The 21,197-nt window shown below is 47.9% G+C and carries 25 protein-coding genes and 1 riboswitch; of the genes, 2 read left to right on the top strand and 23 right to left on the bottom strand.

Annotated elements, in window-relative coordinates; translation table 11 throughout:
- Positions 1 to 19 precede the first annotated feature (19 nt).
- From glmU to AC50Y5_RS31050, 13 genes are all read right to left on the bottom strand, one after another.
- Positions 20 to 1,420 carry a bifunctional UDP-N-acetylglucosamine diphosphorylase/glucosamine-1-phosphate N-acetyltransferase GlmU gene (gene glmU / locus AC50Y5_RS31110; protein ID WP_056034926.1) on the bottom strand — a complete coding sequence of 467 codons (1,401 nt, stop codon included), beginning with the start codon at positions 1,418 to 1,420 and terminating at the stop codon, positions 20 to 22.
- Positions 1,421 to 1,649: 229 nt separating this feature from the next.
- Positions 1,650 to 1,937, bottom strand: coding sequence for a septation regulator SpoVG (gene spoVG, locus AC50Y5_RS31105; protein ID WP_020620824.1), 288 nt, complete (start codon positions 1,935 to 1,937; stop codon positions 1,650 to 1,652).
- Between the two features lie 129 nt (positions 1,938 to 2,066).
- Positions 2,067 to 2,465, bottom strand: coding sequence for a RidA family protein (locus tag AC50Y5_RS31100; RefSeq protein WP_056034997.1), 399 nt, complete (start codon positions 2,463 to 2,465; stop codon positions 2,067 to 2,069).
- 35 nt (positions 2,466 to 2,500) lie between these two features.
- Positions 2,501 to 3,331, bottom strand: a complete 831-nt coding sequence (purR, locus tag AC50Y5_RS31095; protein ID WP_046234486.1) for a pur operon repressor — start codon at positions 3,329 to 3,331, stop codon at positions 2,501 to 2,503.
- Positions 3,332 to 3,414: 83 nt separating this feature from the next.
- Entirely contained in the window at positions 3,415 to 4,269 is an 855-nt protein-coding gene (gene ispE / locus AC50Y5_RS31090) for a 4-(cytidine 5'-diphospho)-2-C-methyl-D-erythritol kinase (protein WP_056034929.1), read from the bottom strand.
- Between the two features lie 144 nt (positions 4,270 to 4,413).
- Positions 4,414 to 4,602, bottom strand: coding sequence for a small, acid-soluble spore protein, alpha/beta type (locus AC50Y5_RS31085; RefSeq protein ID WP_056034932.1), 189 nt, complete (start codon positions 4,600 to 4,602; stop codon positions 4,414 to 4,416).
- Between the two features lie 174 nt (positions 4,603 to 4,776).
- On the bottom strand, positions 4,777 to 5,046 hold the full coding sequence (veg, locus tag AC50Y5_RS31080; protein WP_056034935.1) for a biofilm formation stimulator Veg: 270 nt from the start codon (positions 5,044 to 5,046) through the stop codon (positions 4,777 to 4,779).
- A gap of 203 nt (positions 5,047 to 5,249) precedes the next feature.
- A complete protein-coding gene (yabG, locus tag AC50Y5_RS31075; RefSeq protein ID WP_430154637.1) occupies positions 5,250 to 6,140 on the bottom strand; it encodes a sporulation peptidase YabG in 891 nt (296 codons plus the stop codon).
- Positions 6,141 to 6,243: 103 nt separating this feature from the next.
- Positions 6,244 to 7,158 carry a 16S rRNA (adenine(1518)-N(6)/adenine(1519)-N(6))-dimethyltransferase RsmA gene (rsmA, locus tag AC50Y5_RS31070; RefSeq protein ID WP_056034941.1) on the bottom strand — a complete coding sequence of 305 codons (915 nt, stop codon included), beginning with the start codon at positions 7,156 to 7,158 and terminating at the stop codon, positions 6,244 to 6,246.
- Positions 7,159 to 7,167: 9 nt separating this feature from the next.
- Positions 7,168 to 7,716 carry a ribonuclease M5 gene (rnmV, locus tag AC50Y5_RS31065; RefSeq protein WP_056034944.1) on the bottom strand — a complete coding sequence of 183 codons (549 nt, stop codon included), beginning with the start codon at positions 7,714 to 7,716 and terminating at the stop codon, positions 7,168 to 7,170.
- Positions 7,717 to 8,048: 332 nt separating this feature from the next.
- The gene (locus tag AC50Y5_RS31060; RefSeq protein ID WP_494865459.1) at positions 8,049 to 9,194 is read right to left on the bottom strand and encodes a resuscitation-promoting factor; all 1,146 of its coding nucleotides are present in this window, start codon (positions 9,192 to 9,194) and stop codon (positions 8,049 to 8,051) included.
- 245 nt (positions 9,195 to 9,439) lie between these two features.
- Positions 9,440 to 9,647: riboswitch (cyclic di-AMP (ydaO/yuaA leader) on the bottom strand.
- 184 nt (positions 9,648 to 9,831) lie between these two features.
- On the bottom strand, positions 9,832 to 10,605 hold the full coding sequence (locus AC50Y5_RS31055) for a TatD family hydrolase (RefSeq protein WP_056034949.1): 774 nt from the start codon (positions 10,603 to 10,605) through the stop codon (positions 9,832 to 9,834).
- A gap of 116 nt (positions 10,606 to 10,721) precedes the next feature.
- On the bottom strand, positions 10,722 to 12,017 hold the full coding sequence (locus AC50Y5_RS31050; protein WP_056034952.1) for an HD domain-containing protein: 1,296 nt from the start codon (positions 12,015 to 12,017) through the stop codon (positions 10,722 to 10,724).
- A gap of 280 nt (positions 12,018 to 12,297) precedes the next feature.
- Between AC50Y5_RS31050 and AC50Y5_RS31045 the strand changes: the two genes are divergently transcribed.
- Positions 12,298 to 12,552: an AbrB/MazE/SpoVT family DNA-binding domain-containing protein gene (locus AC50Y5_RS31045; RefSeq protein ID WP_012772023.1), complete on the top strand. Its 255-nt coding sequence runs from the start codon at positions 12,298 to 12,300 to the stop codon at positions 12,550 to 12,552.
- Between the two features lie 120 nt (positions 12,553 to 12,672).
- Here the strand turns inward: AC50Y5_RS31045 and rsmI are convergent, their stop codons facing one another.
- The 10 genes from rsmI to AC50Y5_RS30995 form a co-directional block, all read right to left on the bottom strand.
- On the bottom strand, positions 12,673 to 13,551 hold the full coding sequence (gene rsmI / locus AC50Y5_RS31040; protein WP_056034954.1) for a 16S rRNA (cytidine(1402)-2'-O)-methyltransferase: 879 nt from the start codon (positions 13,549 to 13,551) through the stop codon (positions 12,673 to 12,675).
- A gap of 31 nt (positions 13,552 to 13,582) precedes the next feature.
- The gene (locus tag AC50Y5_RS31035) at positions 13,583 to 14,239 is read right to left on the bottom strand and encodes a tRNA1(Val) (adenine(37)-N6)-methyltransferase (RefSeq protein ID WP_056035000.1); all 657 of its coding nucleotides are present in this window, start codon (positions 14,237 to 14,239) and stop codon (positions 13,583 to 13,585) included.
- A 121-nt stretch (positions 14,240 to 14,360) separates the two neighbouring features.
- A complete protein-coding gene (locus AC50Y5_RS31030) occupies positions 14,361 to 14,801 on the bottom strand; it encodes an initiation-control protein YabA (protein WP_056035002.1) in 441 nt (146 codons plus the stop codon).
- A 94-nt stretch (positions 14,802 to 14,895) separates the two neighbouring features.
- Positions 14,896 to 15,699, bottom strand: coding sequence for a PSP1 domain-containing protein (locus AC50Y5_RS31025; RefSeq protein WP_046234497.1), 804 nt, complete (start codon positions 15,697 to 15,699; stop codon positions 14,896 to 14,898).
- Between the two features lie 4 nt (positions 15,700 to 15,703).
- The gene (gene holB / locus AC50Y5_RS31020; protein ID WP_056034957.1) at positions 15,704 to 16,681 is read right to left on the bottom strand and encodes a DNA polymerase III subunit delta'; all 978 of its coding nucleotides are present in this window, start codon (positions 16,679 to 16,681) and stop codon (positions 15,704 to 15,706) included.
- 39 nt (positions 16,682 to 16,720) lie between these two features.
- Positions 16,721 to 17,164: a YaaR family protein gene (locus AC50Y5_RS31015; RefSeq protein WP_494865454.1), complete on the bottom strand. Its 444-nt coding sequence runs from the start codon at positions 17,162 to 17,164 to the stop codon at positions 16,721 to 16,723.
- 16 nt (positions 17,165 to 17,180) lie between these two features.
- Positions 17,181 to 17,510 (bottom strand): cyclic di-AMP receptor DarA, encoded by a 330-nt coding sequence (gene darA / locus AC50Y5_RS31010; protein ID WP_099517854.1) that lies wholly within the window; start codon positions 17,508 to 17,510, stop codon positions 17,181 to 17,183.
- A 67-nt stretch (positions 17,511 to 17,577) separates the two neighbouring features.
- On the bottom strand, positions 17,578 to 18,204 hold the full coding sequence (tmk, locus tag AC50Y5_RS31005) for a dTMP kinase (protein WP_494865449.1): 627 nt from the start codon (positions 18,202 to 18,204) through the stop codon (positions 17,578 to 17,580).
- Between the two features lie 107 nt (positions 18,205 to 18,311).
- Complete coding sequence (locus AC50Y5_RS31000; protein WP_494865543.1) at positions 18,312 to 19,838, bottom strand: aminotransferase class I/II-fold pyridoxal phosphate-dependent enzyme; 1,527 nt, start codon at positions 19,836 to 19,838, stop codon at positions 18,312 to 18,314.
- A 184-nt stretch (positions 19,839 to 20,022) separates the two neighbouring features.
- Complete coding sequence (locus AC50Y5_RS30995; protein WP_046234503.1) at positions 20,023 to 20,214, bottom strand: sigma factor G inhibitor Gin; 192 nt, start codon at positions 20,212 to 20,214, stop codon at positions 20,023 to 20,025.
- A gap of 217 nt (positions 20,215 to 20,431) precedes the next feature.
- On the opposite strand from AC50Y5_RS30995, the gene AC50Y5_RS30990 reads away from it, so the two are divergent.
- The gene (locus tag AC50Y5_RS30990) at positions 20,432 to 20,962 is read left to right on the top strand and encodes a hypothetical protein (protein ID WP_056034973.1); all 531 of its coding nucleotides are present in this window, start codon (positions 20,432 to 20,434) and stop codon (positions 20,960 to 20,962) included.
- The last annotated feature ends 235 nt before the right edge of the window (positions 20,963 to 21,197 follow it).

Raw genomic sequence — 21,197 nt, 5'->3', positions numbered from 1 at the left:
CGCTGGAATTTTATAAAAATCAGCCCTTTTTGCTTTTTTCCTTCTTCGCTTTTGCACGAGTACGAATCTTCTCGGCATAGCCTTCCTTATTCTCCTGACGGGCACGCGCAACCGCCAGATCACCTGCCGGCACATCCTTTGTAATCGTCGAGCCAGCAACGACAAAAGCGCCGTCGCCAATCTTCACAGGAGCAATCAAATTGACGTTGCTGCCAACAAACGCGCCATCGCCGATTTCCGTTACCGACTTATTGAAGCCGTCGTAATTAACCGTAATCGCGCCGCAGCCGATATTCACGTCTTTACCGACTACCGCATCGCCTACATAGCTCAAATGCGATACCTTGCTGCCGTCGCCAAGCGTAGCATTTTTCAGCTCGACAAAATCGCCGATTTTGCAGTCTTCGCCCAGCTTGGAGCCGGGACGCAAATTCGCATATGGCCCAACCGAGCTTTTATTGCCGACTTCGGATTCGGCGATTACCGAATATTTTACGCTGACGCCGTCTCCGATGACCGAATCCTGAATATCCGCATTAGGCCCAATGATGCAATCCTCGCCAATGACTGTGGAGCCGCGCAGCACCGTTCCTGGGTATATCACTGTATCTGCACCGATTTGCACATCTGCTTCTATATAAGTCGAGGCTGTATCTATAATCGTAACACCTTCAATTAAATGCTTGCGGTTAATGCGCGCGCGCATCAAGCCTTCCGCCTCGGCAAGCGCCACGCGGTCATTGATGCCAATCGCTTCCGCCGTATCTTCTGTGCAATAGCCTTGAACGGACTCGCCTGCTTGGCGGAAAATGCCAATGACATCGGTCAAATAAAATTCGCCTTGCGCATTATTGCTTGTTACCTTGGCAAGCGCCTCGAACAGCTTGCGGTTATCGAACACATACGTACCCGTGTTGATTTCCTTCGTCGCTGCTTCCTCTGGCGTGCAGTCCTTCTGCTCGACGATTCTCTCTACCTCGCCGCTCTCGCCGCGAATAATCCGGCCATAGCCAGTCGGATCAGCGAAAGAAGCCGTCAGTACCGTTGCTGCCGCTCCGCTCGACTGCTGCAAAGCCAGCATCGCCTGGATCGTCTCTGCACGCACAAGCGGCGTATCGCCGCAAATAACGATCGTCTTGCCGTCTTCCGCGCCAATCAGCGCCTCAGCTTGGCGTACCGCATGGCCCGTACCGAGCTGCTGCTCCTGCAGCACATATTCTGCCTGCTCACCCAAATAAGCTTTAACGGTTTCCGCGCCATGGCCGACGATGACAACCGTCCGCTCGCTAGCTGCCTGTTTCACCGTGTCCAGCACATGGCCTACCATCGGCTTGCCGCATACGTGGTGGAGCACTTTATATCGTTTGGATTTCATCCGCTTGCCTTGACCTGCTGCAAGCACAATCGCCATTACTTTCAATTGCTATTCCTCCCAAGTTAAAAGTCCAGTAAGCACAAGCGCCTTCATGCATGAAAGCGGCTTTTCTCTACTAGGCTCTAAATCTTTGTTGTCCTATTATATATACGGTCTGCCGCATCGATCTATCTACAAGAATATATCCCATCTTGGGCAAAAAGAAAAGGGAGCCCCCTTGGCCCCCTTATCCCCTCATGCAGATACTGATTTTTGCCCTCTAACGAAGCTGCTATTAAGCACCCTCTTCAATGGCCACTTCTTCTTCCGTTGCAGCGCGCTCGTACTCAGCGAGTACGGCAGCTTGAATTTTCTCCCGAGTGGTCGAAGAAATCGGATGAGCGATATCTCGGAATTCTCCATCGGGGGTACGCTTGCTCGGCATTGCAACAAACATTCCATTGTTTCCGTCGATCACACGGATATCGTGAACGACGAATTCGTTGTCAATCGTGATGGAAGCAATAGCCTTCATGCGACCTTCCGAATTGACACGGCGGAGTCTTACATCAGTAATTTGCACTTGTGTTCACCACCTTTGCCTATCTGGGACTTGGTGTAATATTCCACATTTTTGTGCCAATTCCTTCTCCTATTTTGGAAAAAACATGCATATTTTTAAAAAAATTTTCTATTTGAATTTTATTTGACTCTATTCGACAGGAATCGCTGCAATCACTTCAATTTCGACAAGCACATCCTTCGGAAGCCTTGCCACCTCTACTGCCGAACGTGCTGGTTTGTGGTCGCCAAAGTAAGAAGCGTACACTTCATTCATCGCTACAAACTGGTCCATGTCCTTCATAAAGACGGTTGCCTTCACTACATTTTGCAGGGTTGCTCCCGCTTCGGCAAGTACAGCCTCCAGGTTGCGAAATACTTGGTTCGCCTGCACCGTGATATCGCCCGTCACAAGCTCGCCGGCTGCATTAAGCGGAATTTGTCCCGATGTAAAAAGAAGTCCTCCAAGCTGAATCGCTTGCGAATAAGGTCCGATAGCGGCAGGCGCCTTATCTGTTGCAATAACCTTTGGTTCTAAATGCTGTGACATCATTTATTCCAACCCTTCTTTAGTTATAATCGTCGTTATTCCGTGCGAAAATAATTGCCCGGAATGACCGTCGTCTGCTTGGTCTTCAAATCCACGGCCGTCAGCTTGGCTAACGACACATAATCTTCTAATAAACGCTCTTCGAGCTCCACCTCGCCCGATTCTACAAAGACGCCAACGCCGGCAACGGTCGCTTTGAATTCAAAGAGCAGATCCATCATCCCTTGAATGGTGCCGCCTGCTTTCATGAAGTCATCAATAATAAGCACGCGGGACTGTTCCTTAAGCGCCCGCCTTGCAAGCGACATCGTCTGAATGCGCTTATTCGAGCCAGAGACGTAATTGATGCTGACCGCAGAGCCTTCCGTCACCTTATTGTCCCGGCGTACGATAACGACGGGTAGGTTCAGGCAGGCAGCTGTTGCATAAGCGAGCGGTATGCCCTTCGTTTCTACCGTCATAATGACATCAATCTTCCTCGCGGCAAAAGCGGTCGCGAACATGCGGCCAATATCGGCTAGCAGCTCAGGCTGGCCAAGCATGTCCGTCATATACAAATAACCGCCGGGGAGCACCCGTTCTGGCTGCTCCAGCTGACGGCAAATATTATTCATAATGTCGAGTGCATCCGAGGCATGCATCTTCGGTGCGAATTTTACGCCGCCTGCGGCGCCCGCAAGGGTATTCAGCTCGCCAATGCCCTCTTCCTCAAATACTTCTTTAATGATCGCCAGATCCTCGCTAATGGATGATTTGGCTGACTGATAGCGGTCCGCAAAAGCTGTTAGCGAGATTAACGTATGTGGGCGACTTAGCAGGTATTGCGTCATCTCTACCAGTCTTGCGCTGCGTTTTAACTTTTTCAAGGAATTCTCCCCCTGCTAAAATCCGAATATTATAATGTTAATATAACATTTTTATACGGATTTAATCAAGGGAAACGTCACTTTTATGTTAGCATTCTTACCACGTAAACTTCCTTGCAAAAGCCACGCAGCCCATTATATATGCGCGGGAGCTTTCCTTCTTTGGAAACGAGCCCGAATACTGTAGGTCCACTGCCTGACATTAACACGCCATCAGCTCCAAGACGAATCATGCTCTCCTTGAGCTGGCGCACCTCCGGGTACAGATCAAGCGTGACCGATTCCAGCACATTGCCTAATCCCCCGCACACATCGGCGAAGGAGCCGCGCTGAATCGCTGACACCATGTCAGCGGCAGACGGATGCTGGCCAATGCCCGCTACCCGAAACTTGCCGTATACATCTGCGGTGGAAACATTGATTGGCGGCTTCGCAAGGACGACCCAGCATTGCGGCGGGCTTTCGATCGGCTCCAGCCGCTCGCCGCGTCCGGTAGCAATGGCAGTACCGCCCGTTACGCAGAACGGGACGTCGGAGCCCAGCTCCGCTCCAAGCGTGCACAGCTCCTCCTCGGGAATGTTCAGCCCCCACAGCCTGTTCAGCCCTCTAAGGGCTGCTGCCGCGTCGCTGCTGCCGCCGGCAAGGCCAGCGGCTACCGGAATCTTTTTGTCCAAATGAATATATACACCTTTACGCACATCATAGCGGTCTTTAATAAGACGTGCCGCTTGAAACGCCAGGTTTTTCTCATCTAAAGGTATGTAGCCGGCCTGGCTCGATATAATAATCGTGTCGCGCGGCAGCTCCTGCATTTCAAGGCGGTCTGCAAGGTCTACCATCGTCATAATCATCTCGACCTCGTGGAAGCCGTCCTCTCGCTTGCGAAGCACATCGAGCAATAAATTGATTTTAGCCGGAGCTTTTTCATAAATTTTCATCCTAAGCTCTCCCGTTCCTATCATTAACTTATCCAATATTATAGCAAACGGGCAGAAGAAAAGCTAAGAGTGCTGCCGCTTATGTAAAGAGCGGCGACTCTTAGCCGATTATTGCTGATTTTGCCTCGCATTACGGATGCCATGTTAAGGCCGATTGATTCCATTCGCTGCGGCCTGCTCTGCCATTTGGATCGCCCGCTTGACCATGTTGCCAGCGTCTTTGGCGCGAATGCCGCCCCAGCCTTCCTTTTGCACCGTATCATAAAAACCTAGATCCTTCGCCAGCTCATACTTTAGCTCCTCGGACATTACACTGCGTCTTCTGCGGCTCATGCGTGAGATCCTCCCTTGCTGCTGAATTGGTTATGCCCCCTTAGTATGCGACAATCCAGCAGCCCTATACGCATGAGCGCCCATCGACCGATTCCAGCTTAGAAAATGAAAAAAAACGCGAAGAACTGTCGTCTCCGCGTTTAGTATAGCCTGTCGGCATCTATAGATCTGATGTTATGTCTGGGTAATTCGGACTTGACCTTCATCATTGCATACGGTCACTTCCACCGACTCCGTCAGTATATCCGCATAACTGTAGGAAACACGCTTGAATGACTGCGATTCCTGATCCAGTTTAACAATGAAAACAGAAGGGTAGGTTTCTTCCAACACACCGGTGCGCTCAACGGTCTTACGACGACCGCCATTTGCTCGCAGACGAATCTTGGAGCCCACATGAGCTTCCAAATTGCGTTTTATATCCAGTAGGGCATTTTTTGCCATTGTCCACTACCACCTCTTTCCTTGTCCATTATAACAAAATGGAGAGGGGTTGTCAAACAAAGCAAAATATTATATCAGTCAACTTATTTAATTGTCAACGGTGTTTTCATCCATTTTTATCATTCCATGAATAATTTATCGAAAAATTATAAAATCAATGAAGCCGAGAACTGTTGCGAGTCTCAACTGCACTCGGCCGTTTGTTAAGAAATGCTTTGCAAGGATGACTCGACTGCCTTAATTTTAGGCTTTGGCAAACCAATGCGGTACCTTCCCAGCGTCTCAATGCCGCCTACGCCATCAATGCCACTGATGGTGCCATGAATGACATCAGCCAGGTTAATTGTATCTCGTATGGACGTATAGCTTGCTTTGATTGCAATGTATACCGGGTCTAACGCATGAATCAAAATTCTCCCGGGCGAGCTTGCGAAGTTCGAGCCGGCTTGCAGCAGCGCCTCAAAATGCGACTGGCACGCTCCCGCAATGACGACAAGGCCGTCGCGGTTCTTCTCATACTCCCGTGCTACGCGGACCGCATTATAGAAGCTCTGCGAGTTTTTATAGCTGCTTAGGCTGTGCAGATCGGCTTCCAGCCTTGTTTTTAGCACTCCGTCATGTCCCGTAATGACCACAATGTCCGGCTTCACTTGAGGCAGCAGACGGTAAAGCAAATCAGCCATCTGTGATTCATGCGCATGCACGCCATGTGCCGGTACGTTCATCGTCTGGTACAGCTGCATGCTTTTACGCAAATAATTGCCGTCACCGTCCAAATGCAGCACTTTGCCGGGCACCTCGAAGAAAGGCTGGCTTTGTGGCATCGCATGCCGAATATCCGCCTTCACCTGAACGGCCATTTGCTCATGTTGCTGACGTATGCGGCTGAGCGAGTCGTTTACTTTTACTCGAACCAGTTGCGTAGCTTTTTCTTTTTTTGGATCGCGAACAACCGATAAATCAGGAATCGGTGCATCCGCAAGCAATCGGTAATCCGTGCCTTTCAACAGGGCATGATGCGTTCGAACAGCTTCTACGCGGAATAGCACGTCACCGCCATACGATTTGCGGACGACCAGCTCCCCTTGCTCCATAGGTAAATCACCTCTTCGTCTATCCTATGGGCATAAGGCGTGTAGTGTGCGCAAAAAACAAACGGGCGCCCCGAGGCTATTGCCCGGCGGCGCCCATCTTTATTTAGCCTTTCCAGCCCACTTCCAAAAATGCGCGGCTGATCTTGGCGAATTCCTCCAGCGACAATGTTTCACCCCGCCGCGCAGGATCGATCGCAAGCCCCTGCAGCAGCGTTGTAAGGGCCTCCCGCTGTTCTTTGCCCACAAGCGCCGTCAAATTGTTGTAGAGCGTCTTGCGGCGCTGTGCGAAGCTGGCCTGCACGACGCGGAAGAAATGCGCCTCGTCGGGCACATCAACAGCCGGCTTGTCCCGCAGCGCAAGCTTAATGACAGCTGAATCCACATTCGGCTGTGGAATAAACACCGTATGCGGAACGGTGCAGACGAGCTTTGGCTCGCAATAATATTGCACAGCCACGCTCAGGCTGCCATATTCCTTGCCGCCTGGCTTTGCTGCCATCCGCTGCGCGACTTCCTTCTGGATCATGACGACGATGTTTTCCAGCGGCAGGCGCTCTTCCAGCAGCTTCATCAAAATCGGCGTCGTCACATAGTAAGGAAGGTTCGCCACGACGCTAACGCCCGTTACGCCGCTGAAGCGCTCTTCGAACAGCTGCTTCAGGTCGAGCTTAAGCACATCGCCGTGCACAATGCCCACATTCGCTTCGCCTTCGAAAATATCATGCAAAATCGGAATGAGCCGATTGTCGATTTCAACAGCCGTTACCGTTCCCGCAACTGCAGCAAGGCGCTGCGTCAATGCTCCGATACCAGGGCCGATCTCAAGCGCGCCTTTTGTCTCGTCAAGCTCAGCTGCGCTGACAATATTGTTTAAAATATTTTGGTCGATGAGAAAGTTTTGTCCCAAGCTCTTCTTAAAGGAGAACCCGTACTTCGCAATAATTTCCTTTGTTCGTTTAGGCGTAGCTACCTCTGCGGCCTTAACTGCGCCTTTATTCAAGCTTTGTTGCTCCGTCATACGCCTTCGTCACCCCTGTTCCTGTTGTTCCATGGCTTGCAGCGCCTTCTCAAACTCTTCGCGCGTAATGCAGAAGCTCGTGCAGCGCTTGTAGAACTGCTTCCCGTTCGCATAGCCGATCCCCAGCAGCTTGCCCATAACCAGCCGCCGCTTTGCCGCTTCTTCATGCACAATTAAGCCAGCTGCCATCAGATCGTCCCATGTAATGGCCCCGACGCTCTCAGCCGTTTCTGTACGCAGCTCCGAGAGCGCCTGCCTAATCGCATCAGGCGCCGCATTCTCAATGCCGATATCCCCTTTATAGGAAGCCAGCTCCTGCGGTAAAAAAGCATGCTTGCAGCCCGGCACGCGCTGAGCGACAATTTTACGAATACGCTCTCCCGCATGATCCGGATCTGTAAATATAATAACGCCACGGCGCTCCTGTGCCAGCGCGATGCGCCGCAGCACATCCTCGCCAATGGCCGATCCATTCGTCTCAATCGTATCGGCTTCAACGGCCCGCTTAATCGCTACCGTATCCTCTTTGCCTTCTACTACAATCATTTCCTTGATCACATCGAACAATCCTTTCACAAAGGGAAACTTATCTTGGATATTCGTTCAAGCGTAAACGGCTGTCGCCGTCCTTTGGCGGCAAAGCTGCCGTTTCGCGGTGAAATATAAGCTGATTATAAATGTGAAACTTATCAATCTTATATTTCAGAAAAAATGGGCGATTGCTGCAACAACAACCCGCTCATTCACGTCTGTTTTATTATAACCCCAATTGGCCATTCAAGCGAATCTGACGCAAACAAAAAGAAGAGGCAAGGCCTCTTCCGCATCCTGTCATATTTAGCTTATGATTGCGATAAACTAGAGCACAATCCATAAAGAACTGCCACTAATTAGCTAAGCGATGGCTTGTTAGGACCAATCACATAAACGGTAAATCCTTTTTTCTTACCAAATTTATTAGCTTGCTTCTCACTGTCAAAATAAACATCGATCTTATTGCCCTTGATCGCACTTCCGGTATCTTCAGCACGGCGGAAACCAATGCCCTCGATATACACCCACCAACCGAGTGGAATGATATCCGGGTCAACGGCAATTGTCCGTCCTTCCGATACTTTAGCGCCAGAGGCCGTAATTCCGTAGTCCGGGTGCCCTTCGCTCTTGCCCGTTGATGCTAAGCCAGCTGAATAGGCCGTCAATGTGACGTTGCTGAGCACTTTTTTGGATGTGAGCGTTGTGCCGTCTACCGTTACATTGTTGCTGGTTGTCGCTGTCGACAGCACAGTAACTTTAGGCTCCGGCTTTTTCGTACCGACTGCAACGACCTGATTGACCGCAACCGTTTCGACTACCTTGTCTACCACTTTCTTGGAGACAAGTACGCCATCTTCAAACTGCTTCTCAATTTTGATCGTTACGACGCCTTCTTTGCCCGTCTGCACAACCTTCTCCTTGCCTACTTCCAGGTTCGGATCTTCCTTCTTCACAATGGTGAACGGTGTTGGGCTGGACGACTTGCCTAGCTTCGTATCGACGCGAATGACTGTTACGGTCATATCCGCGCTGACGCCCGAGCCAAGCGAAGGTAATACTTTATCATCATCTTCAACAGGAATATTTAATTTCTTTATCGCTGCCTGCACGGTTTTCTCTGTCGTGTACACCGTTGATGTTTTGCCATCAGCTTTTACAAGTAGCGGTACCGCATGCTTAATTTCAAAGCGGTCCCCATCCTTTACTGCCGTATTCAGAGGTACAGATACCTCGTCATGCGGGCCAATTGTAATAGCTTGTTCATCCAGTAGGCGTTGCAGGACCCATTGTTTCGTTGAAACAACGGTTTCTTGTCCATTCACTACTACGGATACGCTTTTGTCAGCCGATCCGTACAACAACACCAAAAACATGAAAGTCATAGCGATTGAGATCGTAGTACTCAAAAGAATCAAACGCAAGTTTTCACGCTTCCATCGCAATGCGAAAGACATGCTGGATGATCGTTTCCCATGGGTCTCACTTGATTGAATAATGCCCACTTCATCGGTCCTCCTTCATAGCCCCGCCGTCGAATTACGCATGATACCATTGACGCGACTATAGTATATTGGCGTGCTTCTAGCACGCTCCAGTATATTTCCTCTGCAACCTCCTAGATTTACCCTATGACGACGGTTTACCCAATATTCAAAAATAAAAAGAAAGCCCGTCGACAGAGGATCTGTTTCGTGGCTTCCCGGGAACGTCAAAATAGACTATTCAGGAATGGTGGATGCACGAGGTTGATCACTCTCTATAAACGCTTACGAGGTTAGCTGTCGGGTTCGGGCAAGAGAGCTGCCCTATCGTCGGAAGAATGCTCATGGCAATCCCCGCCAAATTCACCCCTAGAAGAAATTCAGGTGCGCGTGCAATGTGATCCGCAAATTCCTCACAGCATCGTGCATGGTTCCCCCGCTCTCCAAAGTTCGAAGATTAAGCGCAAACTGGAAATCCAATACAAAAATTTAAAGCTCTGAAATGAATCATACCTTCATCGGAGCCTAATTGTAAAGATCAGATAAAAACCGATTTAAGCGAAATTTTAGGATATTTACGGAAAAGAGAGTCTATTTCAGCATGAAAAATTAGTTTTATCGCCGTAAAGGTCACTTATTCTCGTTTTTATAGCCGTTTTTACACAATTCCGAAACATTTTTTACCGTTTTCGGTCGTTAAATTGGCGATTTCGGCCACCGATTTTCCTAATATTTCTGCTGCGGCTTCCGCAACGAGCGACACATAAGACGTCTCATTTCGTTTCCCTCGGAATGGATGAGGGGTCAAATATGGGGCATCCGTTTCGATCAAAATTCGGTCACTCGGAACCATCGCAAGCACCTCTTTTGGCACCCTTGCATTTTTGAATGTAAGCGGTCCCCCGAACGATATATAGAAGTTCATATCGAGGCATTTTTGAGCCGTTTCTGGACTGCCGGAAAAGCAATGCATAATGCCGCCAACCTCAGAAGCATTTTCCTCCTTCAGCAGCTTGACAATATCCTCATGGGCATCGCGATTATGAATAATAATTGGTTTTTTCAACTTCTTGGCTAAGCGAATTTGCTCGCGAAATACGCGATGCTGGACGTCTTTTGGGGACGTATCCCAATGGTAATCCAGTCCGATTTCGCCAATGGCTACCACTTTAGGATGAGAGCAAAGCTCTTCAATCCATCCCAGATCCTCCGGCAGCATATCGATGCTGTCAACGGGGTGCCAGCCAACTGCTGCATATATAAAATCATATTTTTCTGCCAGCGCAAGTGTTGTTGGAATCGTTTCCCGATTGAATCCAATATTAACCATTAAATCCACCCCTGCCGCACGCGCTCTTTCGATAACAGCTTCGCGGTCTTCGTCAAAATGCGGGGAGTCCAAATGGGTGTGTGTGTCGAATAAAGAAATCATAATTGAGCAAGCTCCTTCTATATTATAGTCTATGGTGAAACGGTCGAAAGCCGTCCTTTGGCGGCGCGTTTCAGTCCGAGAAATATAGAGAAAGTATGGCAAAATCATATACTTTCCTATATTTTAAATAACATTCGTACTTTATCGCTTAATTGATCAGCGGCAGCGCGCAGCTTCTCTTCCGGATAATACAAATGGGACTGGCCCTGATGAAGTCCAGTAATGGAACGAATGATGTCAGATTTCGTGGAAATTTCACTGACAGCCTCGTAGCTATCCATTAACAAAATCGGCGTCTTTTCTTCTTTTCCGCCTTTTTTCGTATCAGGCTGATACACATCATACGGTTGATCAAATGGAAAATCAATTTCCATATGGTAATCCGGGTTCAACCCGATCGCTGCAAATTGTTGTCTTACTTCATTAAAGAGGCCAATATCCGGTTTATCCAACATGATGTATTTATAGAGGCGACGCGTCAAAAAACGATCACATAGCTCCGCCAGCAGTTCATCGCCTTCGTCGCTCCATTCTATAAAGGCTGTCTGCAAATACGCCTCATCCAGCTTCAAATATTGTTTAACCCCAATTGTCCCGTCAAGCAGCCGTTTCAGCGGCTCCGGCATCCAACCAAATGTGTACCCACCCTCATAAAGCTCCTTCGCTCTGCGAAATATTTGTCTAAGGATGATTTCCGAGCTTCTCGTAACCGGATGGAAATAAATTTGCCAATACATTTGATAGCGGGACATCAAATAATGCTCTACGGCGTGCATGCCGCTTTCTTTAACAACAATCCTTCCATTAATAGGACGGAGCACACGCAGAATACGCTCCAGATCAAAGTTGCCATAATTGACCCCTGTGAAATAAGCATCCCTCAATAAATAGTCCATTCGGTCCGCATCAAGCTGACTGGAAATCAAGCCGCTAACAATTGGATTCGGATATGTCTTATTAATAACAGCAGTGACATGTTCAGGAAAGTCGTCTGCTACATTTCGTAGTATACGATTGACCTCGGTGTCCTCAAGCAAAATGCTGCAGGTCCACTGCTCGTGATGCGTATCGAATACTTGTTCCAGCGAATGGGAAAATGGCCCATGACCAACGTCATGCAGCAGTGCAGCGCAAAGCGCCAATAGCCGCTCCTCCTGCGGCCAGCCGGGAAAACCATTGCGTTCGAATTGGGAAATAATCTTTCTAGTAATTTCATACACGCCAAGAGAATGGGAGAATCGGCTATGCTCAGCGCCATGAAAAGTAAGATAAGACGTTCCGAGCTGCCGAATACGCCGTAATCTTTGAAACTCCTTCGTATTGATTAGATCCCATATCGTCTGATCCTGAACATAAATATATTTATGAACGGGGTCCTTAAAAACTTTCTCTTCCGATAGCTGTCGGTTCATTCAACAAATCAACTCCTTTTGTTCTCTGGTTCGACATAAAAAAGCAAAAAATATGTCGAAGAATGTCGCAAAACAGTTTCCAAAATGTCGAAGCTGTTGTATTCTATAGTAAGAGTAATATGACCTTACTATATAGTCAAACTCCCTTAGTAGCTGCAATTTTCTTCAATAATTTCAGTTGACTATTATGGGAAACGTTGGTATTATAGTAGACATAAAAAGAGAAACTATGTCGAAAAGTGACGAATACACTTTTTGATGAGAGGGGAAACAAATTATTATGATGAAGTCCACAGGTATTGTCCGTAAGGTTGATGAATTAGGTCGCGTTGTTATTCCAATCGAGCTTCGCCGTACGCTTGGTATCGGAGAGAAAGATGCACTAGAGATTTATGTAGACGGCGAGCGCATTATGTTGAAGAAATACGAGCCAGCTTGTATCTTCTGTGGTAACGCTGAGAACGTATCTTACTTCAAAGGAAAAATTGTTTGTCACATTTGCCTATCAGAAATGCCTTCACCTGTGACAAAATAAAAAAAATAGGTTATAATAACCTTATTCAACTAGTTAATTCTAACCTTTTAATACTCCTTATTGCCTTCCTGTGCTAGAACCCGGCCAGGAAGGTCTTTTTTTTCTCTATTTTTTGTTTTTCTAGCGGTTTACTTCATTATAAACATCACGCTTTGATAGACCACGATCTGTAGCTGCCTTTTTTATCGCGTCCTTCCGTCCAAGCTCTGCTTCGTAATGCTGTACATGCTCTTCCATGCTCAGCTCCGCCCACCAAGCGGCAGCAAGCTCCCCCGTATTCTCATCTGAGCTGCTTCCTTCTATTATAAGGCAATACTCTCCCAATGGCGGATTTTCCTCAATCCAAGTGATACATTCCGTTACTGTACCACGCGCCATTTCTTCAAAACGCTTCGTCAGTTCCCGCACCATCGCGATACGACGGTCTCCGAGATGCTCCAGTATGGCATCCAGCGTCTTCCGCAAGCGATGTGGCGACTCATACAGCATCAAGGTGCCTTCCTGTGCTTGAAGCTGAAGCAGCCATTTCGCAAGTGACTTTTTGTCTCGCGGCGGAAATCCGGCGAACATAAAACGCTCCGTTGGCAAGCCTGATACAATTAAAGCCGACAATGCCGCATTCGCACCAGGTATCGGAACGACAAAAATACCCTGCTCCACCGCTTCGGCAACCAAATCTGCACCGGGATCGGATACAGCAGGCAGCCCTGCATCGCTTACAAGGGCAATCGATTGCCCCTCTTGCAGCAATCGAATAAGCTCGCTGCCACTCGCTTGTTTATTATGTTCGTGATAGCTCACAAGCCGTGTCGCAATTTCAAAATGGGAAAGAAGCTTACGTGTTTGTCTCGTATCCTCGGCAGCTATAAGATCCACTTCTTTCAACGTACGAATCGCGCGAAAGGTCATATCCTCTAAGTTGCCAATTGGCGTTCCGACTAAATATAACGTCCCGGCACCGTGTTGCTGCGGCCCGCTAAAGCTTTTTTGCACAAACATTGTTGAGCCCTCCTTCTAGCATTCCACTAGGCTAAGTATCATATACCATAATTGGCGGCAGCAGCCTCAGCTCCGGTCTGCCATCACGCATAGCCTCAATAAGCACCATATTGGCTTCGCCATTTTTATTCGGATGAATGAACTGTACCCGCTTTGGCTCCAGCTTGTACTTGCGCATCGTCTCAATTATTTCTACAAAGCGTGATGGCCGATGCACCATGGCTACTTTCCCAGCTGGTCGCACCAGCCTTGAGCAAGCTTCGACAATATCCTGCAAGGTTCCGTGTACCTCATGCCTGGCGATCGCATAATGCTCATTTTCATTAGAGTCTCCTGCTTCAGCCGACATATAAGGCGGGTTGACGGTTACCGCATCATACGTTCCATAAATCGCTTTATTCGCTGCAAAATTTCGCAAATCGGCTTCCACGATATTAATTTGCTGCTCCAGCCCATTCAGCTTTACACTCCGCCTTGCCATATCCGCAAGTCTTGGCTGAATCTCCACTGCATCAATTTGTGCTTTCGTCCGCCCTGTCAATAGCAGCGGTATTACGCCATTCCCTGTGCAAAGGTCAATGACCTTTCCTTTTTTCGGAATGCTTGCGAAGTTGGAAAGCAGCACCGCATCCGTCGAAAAGCTGAACACTTCCCTGCTCTGAATAATTCGCAGTCCGGTATCCATCATTAAATCGTCCAAACGTTCATTGATTTCCAGCTTGATCTGCTCGTCCACGACTTTCCCACTGCTCCCTTGACATAAAGATACCGTCCTCTTAGCAAGGACGGCATAGTGTTGACCGATTGCATTATTTATTTAAGAAGGATAAGCAGAAGAGACAATCGCCTTCTGTCCGCAAATGCCCATAATAGACATTGCAAATATGGAAGCCTTCATGGTAAAGTCTCGCCAAATTATCATGCCCTTCTCCTACTGAATATGCAGCTGCATCTTCGGCGGAAGTGAACAAATCGGCTGTTTCTGTCTGCTGCTCTACCTTTGTGCTTGTCCCCATCGTCTTGCCCGCATTTGATTTTGAAGCCCCTGCTGTCTTAACTGGCAAAGGTTCCTCCGCTTGTTGCGGTATCCGCTTCAAAATTTTGCGCAGCTGATGGTTTTCCATGCTTAACCGCTTATTCTCTTCAAGCAGTTCCTTCACCCGCAGCTTCAGATCCCCAACTTGACGATGAAACTCGCCCATTTGGGTATCAAGCTGATCCATTTGAACAAAAATCTCTTTTTTCTCCAAGTTCCCACCCCAGAGCTTCAAGCATCGTCTTGCACCTTAGCTGTAAGCATTGCGCTTGGTCGTTTGGACATGCTATGAATTGTTCTTAATACTGTCATTTCAAAATGACATCGTCTAACGGAAGTTCCTTCGGTTTCCCCGAAACTTCAAACAAGTGTACGTACACGGTCTTGGAACCAACATTGATTCCCGTTACCTTGCCTTCACCAAGTGAAGTGATAACGATCTTGCCAATCGCTGGAAGCTCTTCTCTTGAGCTTTCATAATTGTCATGCTCGTATTTCAAGCAGCACATCAAACGGCCGCATAAACCAGAAATCTTAGTCGGATTGAGCGACAAATTCTGGTCCTTCGCCATCTTGATCGATACCGGCTCAAAATCGCCCAGCCACGAAGAGCAGCATAATATCCGTCCACATGGTCCGATGCCGCCAAGCATCTTCGCCTCGTCACGAACCCCGATTTGCCGAAGCTCAATCCGAGTACGGAACACGCTTGCCAAGTCTTTCACAAGCTCGCGAAAATCTACCCGACCTTCAGCTGTAAAATAAAAAATGATCTTGTTGCGGTCGAACGTGAATTCGACGTCAACCAGCTTCATCTTCAGCTGATGGTCTTTTATTTTGTCTGAACAGGTTGAGAATGCAGCTTGAGCAGCAGAACGATTCTCTTCTACAACCTTCGCATCCACGTCGCTGGCAATTCGTATAACGCGCTTTAACGGAAGGACAACATCCGATTCACCGACTTGCTTCTGTCCAACCACTACTTTGCCATACTCGATCCCCCTGGCCGTCTCAACAATGACATGCTGGTCCTTGTCAACGGGATGCAGGGCTGGATCAAAGTAATAAATCTTACCCGCCTTCTTAAAGCGGACACCCACGACATTATACAAGGATTTAGCCCTCCTGTAAGTTTACCATTAATTGCTCTAAAGCGAGTTGAGCAGATACATTCGACCTAATACGCTTGCTTGCTTCGAGTGTATGCTCCATGCAAGTGACCCAGCCTTCCACTGGCCGGCTGAATGCATGCTTGCTTATCCATTCCAACTGATCTATATATACAATATCTTCTTGCCTTCCGGCCTGAAATTTAATCATGTCCTTAAACCATAATACAAAAAGAGATAACAGCAGCTGCGGATCTTCACCAATATCCTTCTTAATGAACTGCTGCTGGACGGTAATCATTGCCGCGGTGAATCGGGTCAGACTGTCCTTCCCTAATTGTATCACTACGTTTCGGATTTCTGCAAACTGATTCTGCTGGATGATTTCCCTAGCGCCGTCCAATCCCGAGCTCAGCTGTACGGCTGCGCGAGCAAGAATAGAGGGCAGTCCTTCATTTGTTAATGTTTGAAGCATCTCATCGGAAGACATCGGGAGGAACGGCACCCACTGTGTGCGCGAGCGAATGGTCGGCAGCACAGCTTGTCCATTATCGGTTATCAATATCGCTACAACAGGGGATAGCGGCTCCTCCAAAAATTTTAATAGGCTGTTCGCCGCTTGAAGTGTCATCGTTTCTACTCGCTCAATCATGTATACTTTGCGTTTCGCCCCGCTGCCCCGCAGCCCAAGCTCCCGCTGCAGCTCGCGAATTTGATCAATCTTGATCGACTGCCCTTCCGGAGCGATCCGAATCATATCCTGCTGATTGTTATTATCAAACTTGCGGCACTCCAGGCAGTGCCCGCAGGCATCATCGCCACCGCTCGTACAGAATAAGGCTTTAGCGAAAGCTTCCGCCATCGCCATTCTGCCACTGCCCTTCGGTCCATAAAATAAATAAGCATGCGATACTTTACCGCTTTGCAGCGCATGCTGTAAAATACGCTTCGCTTTCCATTGACCGGTTAGCTGCTCCATGCTCATAAGCTCAAAAATTCCTTCCTCGATCGTAACCTTTCCAATCTAAAACAATAAATTAATCAGCATGCCACGCACTTCACCGATCCGGGCTAGCAATTCAATACGCCCTTCTTCGGTCTCCAGCAGCTCCTCCGCCATATTAACGAGCTCTGCATCAATCTCGTCAAGCAGCTTATAGCGCTTCGTACGGCCTCTGCGGTCAAACCCTCTAAGCTCTTTAAGCCCGATGCCGCGCCTAACGGTATCCTCCAGAAACTTCTTGACCATCTGGCGGTAAAGCTTTAATTCCCGCACCGTCATTACTCTGGATAAATGGTCACCCTGTCTATGAATGTCCTGCAGCTTCTGCTGCAATTGCTCTTGTGTCCGCTGTGCTTCCTGCTGAACCATAACATCGCCGAAGCTCTTCATCTGCGGCTGCTTGGAAGCTAGGTCGTTACTCGTGCGATTCGCCCCAAGCGGACGAAACCCTGGATCAATTTTCATCCGTTATCACGTCCAATCAGAAATGTTCAAAGCGTTCTACCGGAACGACGAATACGGCAGCGCCACCAACTTGTACTTCTACTGGGAAAGGAATATAAGAATCCGTTGAGCCGCCGATTGGCGATACAGGCGTAACTAATTGATCGCGCACTTTGCAGTTGGTTTTGATCACTTGAAACACTTCGTGCACACGCTCATCTTCAATACCAATCATAAAAGTTGTATTGCCTGCGCGCAGAAAACCGCCCGTACTTGCCAGCTTCGTTGCCCGAAATCCTTCTGTCACAAGCGCATTCGACAAACGGTTGCTATCCTTATCCTGAATAATCGCAATGACTAATTTCATCCTGATTCCTCCCATTAATCGTTATCATTTAAACGTAAGCTCTAACGTTGCTTTAGTTCAAATAATGCTAGAGTTTGCCCTCTATTGCGGCCAAAACATCTTTCAGCACCATATCCAGCTCCTGATTTGCATCAACTCGGACTATTCGCTCAGGGAACTTCTCCAGCAATATAAAATAACCTTCCCTGACTCGCTCGTGAAAAGCGATTTCCTCCAAATCAAGCCGATTAATCTCACGATCATCCGATTGTCCAATACGGGCAAGACCTACCTCTGGCGTCACATCCATGTAGATTGTGAGCTGCGGCATCGCCCCTTCAATCGCAAACTGATTAATCGACCATACCTCTTCCATGCCAAGTCCACGCGCATGTCCCTGATAGGCTAGGCTGCTATCCACGAAACGGTCGCAAATGACAAGCTTGCCTGCTGTAAGTGCCGGCATGACCTTCTCTACAAGATGCTGTCGTCTTGAAGCCGCATACAAGAGTGCTTCTGTCCTAGCATCCATTGCGGTATGATTCCGATCCAAAATGACTGACCGGATTTTCTCCGCAATAGGGATGCCTCCCGGCTCTCGAGTGGTCAACACTGCTTTGCCCTGCTGCTTCATCGTATGCGCAAGCTGCTCGATCAGTGTAGTTTTCCCCGCCCCTTCGCCGCCTTCTATTGTAATAAAAATACCCTTATTCAACGGTTCGTAACTCCTAATCTATGAAACTGAATTTTCAGCGTAATGCTTACTTCCATTTTAACAAAGCGACTTTCCCTTGTATACGAGCTTTTGCCGTCTAATCACATTTATTCCACGATTGCAATGGATTGCATGGCTGAATCTTCCGCACCTTGGAACTTCGCTCCACTGCTAGCAAGCTCTTTAATATAGCCCAGCATTTCCGCAGTAAGCAGTTCGCCCGGATATACAATAGGAATGCCCGGCGGATATGGGACGATCATCTCTGCTGCCCTGCAATTTATCGCATCTTCCAGCTTCACTCTTACCATAGTCCCTTTACTCACTCGCGAAAAGGCAATTGGTTCTACCGATTCTGGTAAGAACAGCGGGTTACTTGCTCTTGCAAGCGGTTGTTCAGCTATTACCCGTCCTTTAGATGCGATAATCATCTCCACTGCCTGACAAGCTTGCATGAGACGATCGGCATCCTCAAACTGAATGCCAATCCCCAGCAAAAGCACGACATGGCGCATATCCGCCATTTCTGCCCAGCAGCCCTGCTGTTCCAGCAGCTTCAATATTTCAAAACCGCTTAATGCCCCCGTTCGATCCCATAATACAATTCGCAATGGATCTAATTGATTGTAAGCGGGCATTGCGGCTAGCCTATCATCGCTTTGCTTCAATATCTCAATTGCCGCACAGCACTCTTCTATTCCTTTACGCAAATATGCAGCAACAGCTAATGCATCATCAAACCAGTCAGCGCCCGACGCCTCTATCATTGCACGGGAAATATCGAGCGAAGCCATAATTGGAAAAGACGGACTCGAGCTTTGAATCGTCGCTAAAGCTTCTCTAATGGCGGTTCGGTTAAGAAGCTCACCCTGCACATGAAGCATCGCTCCCATTGTAAGCGCAGTGAGTGTTTTATGAGTGGACTGCACAACGGCATCTGCTCCAGCCGCTATCGCTGAGCCAGGTAGCTTGGGATGCAAGCCATAATGGGCACCGTGTGCTTCATCCACAAGCAGCAGCATGCCGCACTGATGAATCGCTTCAGCATAAGGTTGTAGGTTCATGCTCATCCCATAATAATTCGGATTATTGAGAAATACAGCTTTCGCCTGTGGGTATAAGTCCATCATCATCTTTACCTGCGCTAGAGAAGGCTGCGTTGCAATTCCGGTAGGCTCATCTATTTGCGGCATTATAAATATGGCCCTTGCACCCGCGAGCTTCAAACCATTAATGACCGACTTATGGACGTTGCGCTGTACGAGAATATAATCGCCAGGCTCACATACAGCCAGCAGCATAGCTAGATTGCCAGAAGTGCTTCCTCCCACGAGAAAAAAGCTTTCCTCCGCGCCAAAGCAGCGAGCTGCCAAGTCTTGCGCTTCGGCAATGGCCCCCTCTGGATGATGCAAATCATCTGTAGCGGACAGTTCTGTCACATCCAGCCTCATAATCGCTGTAAAAGTCTCTTTCATTGCTTTTATAAAATCGGACTCCTGCCCTTCACCTTCCCGTTCGGGCTTATCTGGCCCAAATGCCTGGCCGTAGCGATGCCCGGGTACGTGAAAGCTAACCGGCTGCGAAGCTGTATGTTTAAGCAGCATTTCATATAGCGGAGCATGTATATGTTGCATCAAAGAGAGCCGTTCCTTTCGCTATAAACTTAAATCTATTTTAGTGGATTTGAACAAGCTTAAACGGCTGTTGCCGTCCTCTGGCAGCAAAGCTACCGTTTCGCTGGTGGAATATAAGCTAATGAAAACTTATACATTCATATATTTCATGAAAAAAAGAGCGAATTCTATAGGTAGAGTTCGCTCAAGCATTTTTTTCAACGAAGATTTGCTTCATCTGATGGATAAAGAATGGATATTTAGCATCTTTAACGTCGGTCTGCACCATTTCTATTTCGCATGATTGGCATATAAATTCAGTAACGATGCGAATTCCTTCACCCTCGGCTTTATGTTCGCCGCATATAATACAATGAAGCTGATGATTTTCAAGCATTTGAATCCCGCCTTTCATCCCAACTCTATAGCTACTATTATGGCATATATTCTAGCTTTTTAAACTTGTTTCATAGCCCATTTCAAATATTTATATATCGTATGCCGCCAGAGCCCAGATGGTGAATACAAAATTAGCCGTGTGCTATCGCGGGAAAGCTCTAATTAACCGATATATATAGGATAGGCTTGAACGTTATGGAAGGGATGTTAGAAAGATGCGTCAATCATTATCTGAGCAGCAAGCTGCAACGATTTATCAATACCAGCTCGTTAAACGTAAAATCATTAGGCCTGAGCTTGTCCAAAGCCATATCCTTATTGCCGTTATATTCGTCGCTTTTCAGCTGCTTATGTATGGTAGAGATGGACTTTTCAGCTGGTTGTTCGGCTTTGCTGTCATTCAAGTCATTCACCTGATTATATTGCTGCTGACCTTTATCCGAGTAGAAGAGGCAGCTGATCGCCGCTGGGTATGGGGTATTACGCCACCTTGGTTCGGCTTTAAGCCAGCAAACGATATTAAGCTTCAGCTTTTCCGCCGCGTACACCGCCAGTTGTTCTGGATAGGGCTTTGTGGCACTGGCATCTTATATCCTTGGATTTCGGAATCGCTTATGATCAGCATCATCTGTTGGCATTTGTGGCTCATCGTTCCTCGCCTCCTTTTGTCCGTCGCTTTTCGCAAACAAAAAAAAGAAGGCATTCTCCGCCTTGGAAAATACGAAGCCTCGTACTACCATCGTTAACTGGCTATCCTATAACGCAAATATCTATGATTATGAAAAAGAAGCTGTTCCTCAGTCATTAGTGGAGGAACAGCTTCTTTAAATGCATATTTACCCTTTAATTCAGTGGTTATAAATTAAAATTGAAACAAAAAACCTGCCGCAAACTGCGGCAGGCTTCTCGTGCTTGGCGACGTCCTACTCTCCCAGGACCCTGCGGTCCAAGTACCATCGGCGCTGGAGGGCTTAACGGTCG

Source organism: Paenibacillus sp. JT22N7 (genome assembly GCF_059383875.1).
The sequence above is the reverse complement of the archived record's forward strand: the minus strand, read 5'-3'. Positions and strand labels throughout refer to the sequence as shown.